Annotated in this window: 13 protein-coding genes and 1 tRNA gene; 6 read left to right on the top strand and 8 right to left on the bottom strand. The window is 36.7% G+C overall.

The annotated features are described in order from the left end of the window. Positions 1-32: 32 nt before the first annotated feature. The 3 genes from gap to rpoN form a co-directional block, all read right to left on the bottom strand. Positions 33-1,034 carry a type I glyceraldehyde-3-phosphate dehydrogenase gene (gene gap / locus RK02_RS00680; RefSeq protein WP_016182307.1) on the bottom strand — a complete coding sequence of 334 codons (1,002 nt, stop codon included), beginning with the start codon at positions 1,032-1,034 and terminating at the stop codon, positions 33-35. 40 nt (positions 1,035-1,074) lie between these two features. Beyond that, positions 1,075-2,112 (bottom strand): sugar-binding transcriptional regulator, encoded by a 1,038-nt coding sequence (locus RK02_RS00675; protein WP_016182306.1) that lies wholly within the window; start codon positions 2,110-2,112, stop codon positions 1,075-1,077. Positions 2,113-2,366: 254 nt separating this feature from the next. Continuing rightward, a complete protein-coding gene (rpoN, locus tag RK02_RS00670; RefSeq protein ID WP_016182305.1) occupies positions 2,367-3,689 on the bottom strand; it encodes an RNA polymerase factor sigma-54 in 1,323 nt (440 codons plus the stop codon). A gap of 50 nt (positions 3,690-3,739) precedes the next feature. On the opposite strand from rpoN, the gene RK02_RS00665 reads away from it, so the two are divergent. Both RK02_RS00665 and RK02_RS00660 read left to right on the top strand, forming a co-directional pair. After that, positions 3,740-3,811: transfer RNA gene (locus RK02_RS00665), tRNA-Arg, on the top strand. A gap of 247 nt (positions 3,812-4,058) precedes the next feature. Next, positions 4,059-5,219: a cobalamin-independent methionine synthase II family protein gene (locus RK02_RS00660; protein WP_016182304.1), complete on the top strand. Its 1,161-nt coding sequence runs from the start codon at positions 4,059-4,061 to the stop codon at positions 5,217-5,219. Between the two features lie 35 nt (positions 5,220-5,254). Here the strand turns inward: RK02_RS00660 and rpoE are convergent, their stop codons facing one another. Together rpoE and RK02_RS00650 are read right to left on the bottom strand one after the other, a co-directional pair. Next, positions 5,255-5,860, bottom strand: coding sequence for a DNA-directed RNA polymerase subunit delta (gene rpoE / locus RK02_RS00655; protein ID WP_016182303.1), 606 nt, complete (start codon positions 5,858-5,860; stop codon positions 5,255-5,257). A 94-nt stretch (positions 5,861-5,954) separates the two neighbouring features. Continuing rightward, positions 5,955-6,392, bottom strand: a complete 438-nt coding sequence (locus tag RK02_RS00650) for a YwiB family protein (protein ID WP_016182302.1) — start codon at positions 6,390-6,392, stop codon at positions 5,955-5,957. A 160-nt stretch (positions 6,393-6,552) separates the two neighbouring features. Here RK02_RS00650 and RK02_RS00645 point away from each other — a divergent pair, with 160 nt between their 5' ends. Genes RK02_RS00645 through yidA form a run of 3 tightly spaced genes read left to right on the top strand, consistent with a single transcriptional unit; the run spans position 6,553 to position 9,551 of the window. Continuing rightward, on the top strand, positions 6,553-7,356 hold the full coding sequence (locus RK02_RS00645; protein WP_016182301.1) for a lipoate--protein ligase family protein: 804 nt from the start codon (positions 6,553-6,555) through the stop codon (positions 7,354-7,356). Continuing rightward, positions 7,356-8,717 carry an HD domain-containing protein gene (locus tag RK02_RS00640; RefSeq protein ID WP_016182300.1) on the top strand — a complete coding sequence of 454 codons (1,362 nt, stop codon included), beginning with the start codon at positions 7,356-7,358 and terminating at the stop codon, positions 8,715-8,717. Before RK02_RS00645 ends, RK02_RS00640 begins: the two co-directional genes overlap by 1 nt. Before the next feature lie 21 nt (positions 8,718-8,738). Continuing rightward, entirely contained in the window at positions 8,739-9,551 is an 813-nt protein-coding gene (gene yidA, locus RK02_RS00635) for a sugar-phosphatase (RefSeq protein ID WP_016182299.1), read from the top strand. Between the two features lie 78 nt (positions 9,552-9,629). Here yidA and RK02_RS00630 read toward each other — a convergent pair whose 3' ends face one another. Beyond that, positions 9,630-10,076, bottom strand: a complete 447-nt coding sequence (locus RK02_RS00630; protein ID WP_016182298.1) for an NUDIX hydrolase — start codon at positions 10,074-10,076, stop codon at positions 9,630-9,632. 508 nt (positions 10,077-10,584) lie between these two features. On the opposite strand from RK02_RS00630, the gene gloA reads away from it, so the two are divergent. After that, complete coding sequence (gloA, locus tag RK02_RS00625) at positions 10,585-10,959, top strand: lactoylglutathione lyase (RefSeq protein ID WP_016182297.1); 375 nt, start codon at positions 10,585-10,587, stop codon at positions 10,957-10,959. Between the two features lie 66 nt (positions 10,960-11,025). On the opposite strand, the gene uvrC is transcribed toward gloA, so the two are convergent. Together uvrC and trxA are read right to left on the bottom strand one after the other, a co-directional pair. Continuing rightward, a complete protein-coding gene (gene uvrC / locus RK02_RS00620) occupies positions 11,026-12,807 on the bottom strand; it encodes an excinuclease ABC subunit UvrC (protein WP_016182296.1) in 1,782 nt (593 codons plus the stop codon). Positions 12,808-12,860: 53 nt separating this feature from the next. Then, complete coding sequence (trxA, locus tag RK02_RS00615; protein WP_016182295.1) at positions 12,861-13,175, bottom strand: thioredoxin; 315 nt, start codon at positions 13,173-13,175, stop codon at positions 12,861-12,863. Between the last annotated feature and the right edge of the window lie 29 nt (positions 13,176-13,204).

Below are 13,204 nucleotides of genomic sequence, written 5' to 3'. Positions count from 1 at the left end.
TACTGCATATATGATTCAGATTAGTGTGAATCTTATAATTTAGCGAAGTATTCTAAAGTACGTACTAATTGTGCAGTGTATGACATTTCGTTGTCGTACCAAGAAACAGTCTTAACTAATTGTTGGTCACCAACAGTCATTACTTTAGTTTGAGTAGCATCAAATAATGATCCGTAAGTAATACCTACGATATCAGAAGATACTAATTGTTCTTCAGTGTAACCAAATGATTCAGTTGCAGCTTCTTTCATAGCAGCGTTCACTTCGTCAACAGTTACTTTCTTAGATAATACTGATACTAATTCAGTTAATGAACCAGTTGGAACAGGAACACGTTGAGCAGCTCCGTCTAATTTACCGTTTAATTCAGGAATTACTAAACCGATAGCTTTAGCAGCACCAGTTGAGTTAGGAACGATGTTAGCTGCAGCAGCGCGAGCACGACGGAAGTCACCTTTAGGGTGTGGTCCATCTAGAGTCATTTGGTCACCTGTGTAAGCGTGGATAGTTGTCATTAATCCTTCAACAACACCAAATTTGTCGTTTAATGCTTTAGCCATAGGAGCTAAACAGTTAGTTGTACATGAAGCACCTGAAATAACTGTTTCTTTACCAGTTAATGTTTCATGGTTAACGTTGTAAACGATAGTTGGTACATCGTTACCACCAGGAGCTGAGATAACTACACGTTTTGCACCAGCTTTTAAGTGTAATTCAGCTTTTTCTTTTGAAGTGAAGAATCCAGTACATTCTAGAACGATATCAACACCTAGTTCACCCCATGGTAATTCTTCTGGGTTACGGTTAGCTAAAACTTTAACTTCTTTACCGTTTACGTTGAATGAACCATCGTGAACTTCAACAGAACCGTTGAAACGTCCTTGAGTTGTATCATATTTTAATAAGTGAGCTAACATTTTAGCATCTGTTAAGTCGTTGATAGCAACTACTTCGATTCCTTCTACTTCTTGGATACGACGGAAAGCTAAACGTCCGATACGTCCGAATCCATTAATACCTACTTTAACTGTCATTTAAGATTTCCTCCTTATGAAAATCAAAAAAATTTTTATTTTAAAGGGTTGCCCCTTTTAAAATCTCACTTGCAACGGCTTCATCAGTAATCAAACACGTTTGCTTTGGCGCATTTTTCATATACGCGGCAATCGCCTTTGCCTTACTTCTTCCACCTGCAATTGCATAGACATAAGGTACATCCTGCAATTGACTTAATTTTAACCCGATTCTAGGTGATTTGTAAACAATTTGTCCCTTTTCATTGAAAAAATAACCAAAAGATTCAGCAACAGCACCTTTACGTTTCAACAATAAAATATCTGTCTCGCTCATTTTTCGTCGTGCCGCCATCGGTAATGCCCGACCAATACTGTGAATTACACAGTTGGCTCCTTGCATTAGCGCTAGCACCTCAGCAATGGCCGGCTCTTGTAGCAGACTCTCGTAAGTATTTAAACTCAACTGCTCTGGTACATAAATTGCTCGATAAGCACCATTTGTACGCATCGCCATTACAGCACTTACTGTATTCGCCTGTACATTCATCAGCTCACCGATACCGCCTCTAGCAGGAACAAATAAATTATGTCGCTTCGCTGTTTCTAAATTTTCAAATTGTTCAGCAGCCTGGGCCATGGTTGTCCCACCCATTACTGCAATAATATTTTCACCATCAGGCAATTGATCGGCTAACAATTGGTACAATAATTTTCCTAATCGGCTAATCACTTGATTCTGTTTATCACTATCCCCAGTTGCAATCACACAACGAGCAATGCCCAAATATTCAGCCAAGCGTAATTCAATCTGCTGCATACCTAGGACTTGATCCATCAAGCTACCCAATTGATTATAAATATCTTCACCAACTGCAGTCAAACGCATCCCACTTTTCGAAGTTGAAATAAACTCTATCTTGCGCAAAAAATCAGTTTCTGAACGCAAAGTCCTTTCAGTTAACGAAAGATGTTCTGCTAAAGCCCTGCGGCCAATTGGTTGCATCCAGTATATCGCCTGCAAAATTCGATAACGCTGTTGAAGCATCGGAATGACTTCAGGAACAACTGAACCAATCAATTTCAAATCATTTAACATTGCTTTTTCCTCCGTTGGACAATTATCGTCCTATCGAGACAAATATTGACCCATGTCGGATAAAAAAATTTGTGCTTTTTGGATTACTTCCTCATCACAGATATAATCATATCATCTTTTCAGAAAATAATCAATACAATATTCTTTTTTATTTTCAAAAATATTTAGCTACCTATTGCCTAGTTAACACAAAAAGAAGATATTGGGACAAAAAAAGTCCCTATATCTTCTTTCATAGCTACGACTTCATCGCCTTAATCATCGTAACGCTTACGCTTAGATGAGCTAGGAATATGCAACTCGTCTCGATATTTAGCTACCGTTCTTCGCGAAATTTCAATTCCTGATTTTTGGAATAAATCGACAATTTTTTGATCAGATAATGGTTTACGCTTATCTTCTTCGTTAATCAATTGTCTTAATTGCTCTTTAATAGCAGTATTGGCAATCTCACCGCCACTTTGCATCGCTAATTTCTGCACAAAAAATTGCTTTAATTCAAAGATTCCAAAGTCACACTCTAAATACTTTCCATTCACTGCGCGCGAGACAGTCGATTCATGAATTTGTAAAGCATCAGCTACTTCACGCATCGTCAGAGGCTGCAGAGGTCTCTTTTCATCAAAGAAAAAGGCTTGTTGATGCTCAATAAGATATTTTCCAACCTCTAAGACTGTATCTCCACGCTGGATAAGCGCTTTTTGCAGTGTCTCGAATTCTTGCATTTTTTGATTTAAATAATGCTCCACTTCACTATCTTTGTTTTGTTTTAGGCGATCGAAGTATTGCTGATGAAATTTCAGTTCAGGAACGCCTTGTCGATTATTTGTCACGATTAATTTGTCATCAGCAATTCTGACCGTTAAATCCGGGATGATATATAACCCCTCTGTCGAACCATAGCTAGCCCCAGGTGTAGGCGTTAAGGTTTGGACATAATCAAAAATTTGCTGAATCTCTGCAAGCGTACAGTCGATATCTTTAGCAATTTGTTCCCATTTTCGTTCAGCAAAAGCTTCGAAATACTCTTCTAAAACAAGGTAAGCAAGATTTGGTGCTAACTGATCGCGCTCAGTTTGTAGCATCAAACATTCTTGTAGATTTCTCGCTCCTACACCTGCAGGATCCAAACGTTGAATCAAGGTTAAAGCATCTAATAATTGAATATACTCAGCACCGGTTTTTTGTTGTGCTTCCTCTAAAGAAATCTTTAAATAACCATTTAAATCAATATATTCAACCAAAAACAATACAAGCGTGCGTAGATAAGTATCGCGATAATTTAAATGAATCTGTTGTAATAGATGTTCAAATAAGGATTCTTTGCGATCTGGCACTTGAATCAATGTATCTAGCTCTTTTCCACTAGCGTTTTTAGGTTTAGAATAGCCTGTACTATAACTAGCTTCCTTTAATTCGATTAAGGGATTTTCCATTGATTTTGCTTGAATAAATTGATTGAGTTCTTCTATAGAAAAATGTAAAACTTGTAAAGACTGCTGTAATTGCTGGGTCAAAACAAGCTTTTGCGATTGCGTTTGTTTTTGGCTTTGTGAAACATGTTGTTCAAATTTCATAGGATACCTCTTGTCATAACACTGAATTTTATGTAAAATATAAACGTTGAGCACCTTTAGTGTAGTGGATATCACGCAAGATTCCGGTTCTTGAGACAGGGGTTCGATTCCCTTAAGGTGCGTAATCAATTGTTCGTTCAGCCTTCTCTAATTGTTATTAGAGGAGGTTTTTCTTTTTATTAACTATCGTAATCGTTTTCTTCAATAAGCTTAGCCTAGAGAAGCCAAATTGTCAAACAGACTTTTAGTAATCCAGGCGATTCTCCTCTCGTTATAGTTTTTAGCTATATGATGATAAAACTTTTTAGTATTATCTATATAATGATTTTTTTGTTAAAATGACTCCAACAAGCATTTGGAGGGACTACTATGACTTATACAGATAAATTTCAACTTGTTGGTTCACTATTAAGACCAGCTGATTTACTAACTTACAAAAACGAAATCGAACATCGTGAAGATATTCAATACCCGTTTTATGACCAATTACCCGGCTATCAAGAAACCGAAGCCAAATCAATTGAAGATATCGTTGCTAAACAAAAGGAACACGAATTATCAATCATTACTGATGGCGAACATGGTCGTTCAATGTGGCATCTTGATTTCATCTGGGGCTTTGCTGGTGTGAAAAGGTTTATTGCAGATCAAGGCTATATATTTGAAGATTTAGATGGTGGCCATTTTGAAACACGTAAAGATATCGGCATTGAAATTTTCGCACCACTTTCTGGTAAAAACCATCATTATTTGACGCTTTATAAAAAAACTAAAGCCTTAGCTGGAGATACACCGGTAAAAATTACGGTTTGGGGGGCTGCCCATGCTTTTACAGAACTTGCTGTCTTTAAAGGACTATACGGAGAAAATCAAGTTTATGCTACCAAGGAAGCATTAAAAGAAGGGTTACTCAATGCTTATAAAGAATTTTTAGATGAGTACCAACAAATTGGTGGCGAGATTGTACAATTTGATGATTGCTTATGGGAGTTATTTGCTGAAGACAATAAAAAAAGCTTTTTTGCTCAAGGAAACGATGGACTAGAGGCACTAGCAGATGAATTCATCGCCATTAATAACGAGATTATCGATTATGCACATCAGCTAGGCTTAAAAGTGTGGACACACAACTGCCGTGGAAATTATCAAAGTCGTCACGCTGCAGGTGGCAGTTATCAAGCAATTGCTGAAAAATTCTTAAGAGACCAACACTACGATCGCTTCTTCTTAGAATGGGATGATGAGCGCGCAGGTGATATCGAAGCCTTAGCGGTATTAAAGGATAAGGCAAATGTCGAGATTGTATTAGGCTTACTATCTAGTAAAACTGCCCATTTGGATGATGAAAAACGCGTTTTTGAGCTTTTAACTAAAGCAAGCAACATCATTCCTAAAGAAAGATTATATCTATCTCATCAATGTGGATTTGCCTCATGTGACTGTGGAAATGAACTTTCTTCTGAACAGCAATGGGCCAAAATCGAACAAGGGAAACGCATCGCTAATCAATTCTTTCATAACGACAATTAAAAAGTAGCCTCCAAAATTGGAGGCTACTTTTTTAATTATAACTCTTCTTCATCATCGTATAAATCGTCTTCTTCTTCCTCGTCATCGATAATGGTTAAATCATCTTCAATCCCAGAAGGAATATCTTCCTCATCGTCATCATCAGTTGCACCGATTTCTTTTAGATCAGAGTCATATTCAGCGATTTCTTCATCTTCATCTTCATCATCGAATAAATCGTCATCATCATCGTCATCACTTAAATCAGTATCTTCTGGATCATCATCGTTATAGTCAATTGCATCTTCATCATCATTAATAAAGGCATTAACTTTCTTACGTTTACGACGTGGTTGATTTTCTTCATCCTCATCATCTAAGCCATGGTTCAACTCTTCATCGATTGAATCAATTGCATACCATGAACGCAAGCCCCAACGATTTTCTCCTAAAGAAATAAAACTACCATCAATATTTAAGTCAGTATAAAATTGTGCTAAAGACTCACGAATTTCAACATCAGATTTATTCAAAAATACTTGAATCTGGTTGACAAGATCGGTAAAGTCCATCACATCTTCGCGTTGTTCTAAAATAGCATGAGCAACTTCGATCATTGAAAGCTCATTTCGATTCATTCCATCAAATACGTTCAATTCCACTCAAGACACGTCCTTTCAAAGTCTACGCTTAATCATACAAAAAACTAACAAAAAAAGCAATTGTTCTTAGAAAAAAAGCCTGTTTTTGTTTGACTTAAGCCTTAAAATCTAAAAATAATTGATAATTTCCGACTATTTCTTCACCAGTTGATAACTCATATACCAATTTTAATTGGCCTCTGAATGGTGTTTCTGAAAATTCCAATTGTAGTTGCTTTGTTTTAGTGACCAACAACATCGTCCCATAAGGGGTTTGATAGGCTGTTTCTGTTAACTCCCCTGGCACAAAGCGAAGTTTCGTTCTAAATGCACCTTGTCTAGTCAAATGAATCGAACCATCTTGACAGAACTTAACCATCACTTGAAACTGCTCGCCATTTTCAGCCTTTTCTTCATATCGAATATACCAATTATTGCCTACTTGAACAGCCTGCCCAACACTTTCATAGATAAAATTTTGTTGATGTTCATTTTGGACAATGGATGTCTCTAGCTTTATATTAATCGGAATTCCATTTGAAACTAATTGCAAACGATCGCTTCCTTTCAACCTTGCATTTTCTTTTCAATATATATGTAACACATTTCGCACTTTTTTTCCATGAAAAAGCGATTTTTCATACTCGTTTACAAATTCCTCGTATATAATAATAGATAAGCGTTAATTTTTTATTTTATGAGGAGTGAGTTCCATGATGCAATATACGCAATTTGCTCATGATCATTATACATTTGAAAATATCTACTTACCTTTTGCCGTAACCGATACGTTTACACAATGTGCTGGGGAATTGAATCAATGCTTTATCCATACTTGGTCGACAGATCCTTTAGTTATTTTAGGTATGCGTGATCAACAACTAGCCCAATTTAAAAAAGGTGTGGATTTTTTACATGAACAAGGTTTCGAAACGATTATTCGTAATGCTGGTGGGTTAGCAGTTGTTAGTGATCCAGGTATATTAAATCTTACGCTAGCCTTTCCTAAGCAGATGATTACTTCAATTGAAGAAGGTTATCAAAAGCTATTAGACTTATTACAAGCAAGCTTCCCGCAATTAACCATCCAAGCTGGTGAAATAGCGGATTCTTATTGTCCTGGCAGCTACGATTTAAGTGTCAACCATCAAAAAATCGCTGGTCTTGCCCAACGACGTGTCGCAAATGGGGTAGCTGTGATGATGTATCTGTCAATCAATGGTAATCAAGAGTTGCGCGGTAAACTAATTCAAACTTTCTATCAATTAGCTGAAAGTGAAAAAAATCAAAGCTTTAGCTTTCCTAAAGTTAATCCCAAATCAATGATTACAATCAGCGAACTGCTCCAGCAAGAATGGACCTTGAAACAAACGATTGATCAATTAGCCAAACAATTAACTATCAGTCAACAATTCAAAACGAGCCAATGGATTCAAAGCAACCAACTAGAAAGCTTATTAAATCAACGCTTCCAATCCATGCTGAAGCGAAATATAGCCTTAAAGGAGGGGTTGTGATGCCTATACCATACAAAGATCAAGTCTTACCTAGAGAAAAAGTCTTTCGTGATCCAATCCATACTTATATCCACGTCCAATCTCGGGTTATTTGGGATCTAATTAATTCAAGTGAGTTCCAACGATTACGTCGAATTAAACAACTTGGGACCGCCTCTTTTACCTTTCACGGAGCTGAGCATAGTCGCTTTTCACATTCACTCGGTGTCTATGAAATTGCTCGACAAATCTGTGATATTTTTCAAAAAAACTATTCAGTCGAACAATTTGGTGAGGATGGTTGGAATGATGAAGAGCGCTTAGTGACTTTGTGTGCTGCACTATTGCACGATGTTGGTCATGGTCCTTATTCTCATACCTTTGAACATATTTTTCATACCGATCACGAAGCATTAACGGTTCAAATAATTACTTCACCTAAAACAGAAATTTATCAAATTTTAAATCGGGTGGCAGCAGGCTTTCCAGAAAAGGTAGCTAGCGTAATTCAAAAAACTTATCCTAATCCACAAGTCGTTCAAATTATCTCTAGCCAAATCGATGCCGATCGGATGGATTATCTGCTACGCGATGCTTATTATACCGGAACTGAATATGGTACCTTTGATTTAACTAGGATTTTACGCGATATTCGTCCACATAAAAAAGGCATTATTTTTTCGATTAGTGGGATGCACGCCATTGAGGACTATATTATTAGTCGCTATCAAATGTATATGCAAATTTACTTCCACCCAACCTCTCGAGGGATGGAAGTCGTATTAGAGCATTTATTAAATCGAGCGAGTGAACTATATAAAAACAATCAAACCATCTTCAGCCGTGAAGTTGGCTTACTATTACCATTTTTGGCTGAAAACTTTCATTTAGAGGATTATTTGGAACTAGATGATGGGGTGTTAACCACTTGTTTTCATTATTGGCGCAACCATCCCGATCAAATTTTAAGTGATTTGGCCAAACGCTTTTTAAATCGTAAACCATTTAAATCAATTAAATTCCAAGCAGACAAGCAACAAGCACAAATTCCTATGATGCAAAATTACGTGGAAAAAGCAGGCTTTTTTGCTAAATACTATACAGCGATTCATTCAAGCTTTGATTTACCCTATGATTTGTATCGACCAGATGTACGTAAGCCAAGAACTCAAATTGAATTACAACAGTTAGATGGTAGTTTGGTCGAACTATCCACCATTAGTCCATTAGTGGCTGCTTTGGCTGGTCAAGGTCAGGGGGACGATCGTTTTTATTTTCCTAAAGAAATGGTTGACCAATCGCTACAAGACAATTATGATTTATTTTATGAGACTTACAATCAATTTAAACGTCATATTCATAATGGCGCATTGGTTGAATAAAACAGATTTAAGGGGGAGCTTATGTCGATTAAACTAATTGCTATTGATATTGATGGAACACTCATTAATAATCAACACCAAATTACTCCTGAGGTAAAAGAAGCTTTGCAAGCTGCAAAAGCTCAGGGTGTAAAAGTTGTCTTATGCACAGGCAGACCGTTACCTGGTGTATTAAATTATTTAAATGAATTGGATCTTTTTAGTGGCGAAGACTATGTAATTAGCTACAACGGTTCTTTAGTCCAAAACACTAGTACGAAAGAAATTGTTTCACAACACGGTTTAACCTTAGCAGATTACAATGATTTGGAATATCTATCGAGAAAAATCGGTGTCCACCTACATGCTACAACTGAAGACACGATGTTTACGGCTAATCGTGATATTAGTCCACATACTGTTCGTGAAGCTTATTTAGTCAACATGCCGGTTAAATATCGTACACCTGCAGAGATGGGAGAAGAATTAAACATCATTAAAATCATGATGATTGATGATGAAGAAATTTTAGATGCTGGGATTAAACAAATTCCACAAGAATATTTTGAACGCTTTACCATCGTCAAAAGTTCTCCTTATTTTCTAGAAATTTTAAATAAAAATGTAAATAAGGGAATCGCACTAGAAAGTCTAGCGCAATTTTTAAACCTCTCTGCAGATGAAGTCATGGCGATTGGCGACAACGAAAACGACTTACCAATGATTAACTATGCAGGTATCGGTGTAGCGATGGGAAATGCAACGGATAATGTAAAAAAACATGCGGATGTGATTACTGCCTCTAATGAAGAACATGGCGTGGCCCAAGCAGTGAAAAAGTATGTCTTAAAATAATCATTCGTACTTTGAATATCATAACCTTGCTTCAATTTTAAAAAAATGGGACCAGCTTTTTAAGCCAGTCCCTTTTTTCTATACTTGATTGAATTTCATCCATTTCTGTACAGCCCAACGATGACTGCCACGTTTTAACAAAAGCATCGCATCATCGCCAGTTACCCAAAATAGTTGATTGTTTTTTTCCAACGGCTGACAAACACTTTGCCAAGCACTAATGACATAAAAATAGCCCGGATGTCTAAAATAAATATCTCGATGGCTTGAATAAAAATATTCAGTCGCTTCACCTAAATATGTACCAATTTCCACCTGATAGCCTAGTTCTTCCATCATTTCACGAGCGATGGCCTGCTTTTGATCTTCCCCAGCTTCAATCCCACCACCCGGTAAAAAATAAGCTCCGTTTGGCGCCTGTACGAGAATGATTTTTCCTTCCTCATTACTAACAATTCCATAAGCCCCAAAACGATCTTGATAATCCTTACCCGCTAATTTCACACCAAAAATTGCCTCTTCCATCTTACCACTCCTTTTTAGAGGCTATCAAGCGAGCGGTTTGCTATGAGTAAATAAGTCGAACTAGCCACAAAAAGTGCGTGTATGTTAACACTTTTTGGGGATAGTTGCTTATTTACCGAATAGCAGCTCGATTGATGCCGTTTTTAGAGGCTATCAAGCGAGCGTTTTGATACGAGTAAATAAGTTCCAAGTGGATGGAAAAATCCATCACATTTTAAGATTTTTTCAGCAACTTGGCTTATTTACCGAGTATCAGCTCACTCACATGCCCTCTACTTACTAACCCCTACTTTTCACCAGGGTACCAACAATAACGAAAAAATGCGATGCAGACAACGATACGATTCACTTTCTCGTCTTTTTTACTATTCTTTTTTTGATTGTACTGTAAATTTAGACTTTGAGCAATAGCTTTTCTTGCCAAGCAGCAAACAAAAACAGAATAATTGTTTTCAAATTAGGCTTTATGTTAAAATACAATTACTATAGCTTGAAAGGATGATTTTCTATGAAAATGGCACATACTTGTGTTCGTGTAAAAAATTTAGAAGAATCAGTAAAATTTTATCAAGAAGCATTCGGTTTTGAAGAAAGCCGTCGTCGTGATTTTCCAGATCACAAATTCACTCTTGTTTATATGACCTTACCTGGTGATGACTATGAGTTAGAATTAACGTATAACTATGACCACGGTGCCTATAACCTAGGTGACGGCTATGGACATATTGCTATTGCAGTTGATAACTTAGAAGACTTACATAAAAAGCATGTAGAAGCTGGTTTTGAAGTAACTGATCTTAAAGGCCTACCTGGCACACAACCTTCTTATTACTTCATCATTGATCCAGATGGCTACAAAATCGAAGTGATTCGTGAAAAATAATAATGAAACCGACTTACATTAGAATGATCTATTCAAAGATAGATTAGCTGATGTAAGTCGGCTTTTTTATTCTTTATTTTCTTCATGAAAATATTGCCAAACACTTTGAGCAACATTTTTCGGTAGATGTTGGTTCAGTTCTTCAACGGTTGCTTGTTGAATATTCTTTAATGATTTAAATTCTTTGAGTAATTGCTGTTTACGCTTTGGTCCAAGGCCAGCGATCTGATCTAATTGAGAAGCGAAACTATTTTTACTACGTAGCTTGCGATGAAAGGTTATCGCAAATCGATGGACCTCATCTTGGATTCTTTGTAATAAAAAGAACGCTTGCGAATTATGTTGTAAACCAACAACAGATAATTCACGACCAAATAATAACTCACTCGTTTTATGCTTATCGTTTTTAGCAAGTCCCGCAATCGGCAAATCCAAACCTAGTTGATTTTCTAATACCTCTTTTGCTGCATCGACCTGCCCTTTTCCTCCATCGATAATAATCAAATCAGGTAGCGGCAGGCCTTCTTTTAATACTCTTGAATACCGCCGATAGATTACCTCACGCATTGAAGCATAATCATCTGGACCTTGAACAGTTTTAATCTTATATTTGCGATATTCTTTTTTAGCTGGTTTACCATCTATAAAGACCACCATCGCCGAAACTGGATTGGTTCCAGAAATATTCGAATTATCAAAAGCCTCAATGCGAGTAGGTGGTACAATCCCCATCGCATCACCTAGCGCTTGAATCGCACCTAGCGTTTTTTCTTGTTTTTTATCAATTAATGCAAACTTTTCTTGCAAGGCAACCTGCGCATTTTTATTGGCTAGAAAGACTAATTTCTTTTTCTCGCCTCGTTGGGGTTGTAATACTTTGCAATCAACTAAGGCTTGTGCACTTTCCAAATCAATCGATGGTGGAACCAAGATTTCATTAGGAAGTAAATGCTCATCCTTTTGATAAAACTGACCCATAAAGGTTAAAAAACTCTCCTCAGGTTCATCATAAATAGGAAAACTCGTCACATCACGCTGAATGAGTTTGCCTTGTCTAACAAAAAAGACCTGCACACATAGCCAACCTCGTTCGACATAATAACCAAAGACATCGCGATTGACAAAATCGGTTTGGGTCATTTTTTGGCGCGTCATAATCGTATCAATCGCCTTGATTTGGTCTCGATATTCTGCTGCTTTTTCAAATAATAGCTCTTCAGAGGCTGCCTGCATTTTTTCCACGATTTGCTGGCGAATTTCTTGATAATCGCCATTTAAAAAACGACGAATCTCTTGGACCATCTTTTGATATTCAGCTGGATCTACGTTAAAAACACAAGGTGCTAAACATTGATGCATATGATAGTATAAACAAACCTCTTTAGGCAAAACCTGACACTTGCGTAACGGAAAAAGACGATCCAGTAATTTTTTCGTTTCATTCGCTGCGCCAACATTTGGATAAGGGCCAAAATAATACGCCTTGTCTTTTAATACTTTACGGGTGATTAATAATCTAGGATATTTTTCATTGGTAATTTTGATAAACGGATAGGTTTTATCATCTTTTAATAAAATATTATACTTCGGTTGATTTTTCTTAATCAGATTAATTTCCAATAATAAGGCTTCGATATTGGATTCAGTCACAATATACTCAAAATCAGCAATTTCTGAAACCAACAATTCTGTTTTCGTATTATGGCTACCTGTAAAATAGCTTCGAACACGATTTTTTAAAACTTTTGCCTTGCCTACATAAATAATCTGATTTTGACTATTTTTCATTAAATAGCAACCAGGTTGATCAGGGAGTAAGGCTAATTTTTCTTTAATATGTTCATTCATTTATCTCACCAAAAAAGAGGCCGGCTAAACAGTCGACCCCTCATTTTATTAAATTAAGCAAATTGTTCAACGATTGCTTCCAAAGCTGGTTTTGGTTGAACACCAACACGTTTTTCAACTAGTTCTCCATCTTTAAAGAATAGTAAAGTTGGAATACTCATAACTTGGAAGGCTTGCGCTGTTTTTGGATTATCATCAACATTTAGCTTAGTAATTTTTAGTTCAGTTTCATCGTATTTTTGTGATAATTGATCTAAAATTGGTGCTTGCATCCGACATGGTCCACACCAAGGTGCCCAAAAATCTACTAAAACTAAACCTTCACTAATTTCTTCTGAAAATGTAGCATCTGTAATTTCTTTTGCCATTTTCTCACCTCCGATAATTCTGTAATGCA

Source organism: Enterococcus columbae DSM 7374 = ATCC 51263, from assembly GCF_000406925.1.
Lineage (GTDB): Bacteria > Bacillota > Bacilli > Lactobacillales > Enterococcaceae > Enterococcus_E > Enterococcus_E columbae.
Note: the sequence above shows the minus strand (reverse complement) of the source record. Positions and strands in the feature narration are given on the sequence as shown.

Coding starts and splice junctions, on each gene's coding strand:
- gap (WP_016182307.1), bottom strand. CDS start 1,034: ATGACAGTTAAAGTAGGTATTAATGGATTCGGACGTATCGGACGTTTA.
- RK02_RS00675 (WP_016182306.1), bottom strand. CDS start 2,112: ATGTTAAATGATTTGAAATTGATTGGTTCAGTTGTTCCTGAAGTCATT.
- rpoN (WP_016182305.1), bottom strand. CDS start 3,689: ATGAAATTTGAACAACATGTTTCACAAAGCCAAAAACAAACGCAATCG.
- RK02_RS00660 (WP_016182304.1), top strand. CDS start 4,059: ATGACTTATACAGATAAATTTCAACTTGTTGGTTCACTATTAAGACCA.
- RK02_RS00645 (WP_016182301.1), top strand. CDS start 6,553: ATGATGCAATATACGCAATTTGCTCATGATCATTATACATTTGAAAAT.
- RK02_RS00640 (WP_016182300.1), top strand. CDS start 7,356: ATGCCTATACCATACAAAGATCAAGTCTTACCTAGAGAAAAAGTCTTT.
- yidA (WP_016182299.1), top strand. CDS start 8,739: ATGTCGATTAAACTAATTGCTATTGATATTGATGGAACACTCATTAAT.
- RK02_RS00630 (WP_016182298.1), bottom strand. CDS start 10,076: ATGGAAGAGGCAATTTTTGGTGTGAAATTAGCGGGTAAGGATTATCAA.
- gloA (WP_016182297.1), top strand. CDS start 10,585: ATGAAAATGGCACATACTTGTGTTCGTGTAAAAAATTTAGAAGAATCA.
- uvrC (WP_016182296.1), bottom strand. CDS start 12,807: ATGAATGAACATATTAAAGAAAAATTAGCCTTACTCCCTGATCAACCT.
- trxA (WP_016182295.1), bottom strand. CDS start 13,175: ATGGCAAAAGAAATTACAGATGCTACATTTTCAGAAGAAATTAGTGAA.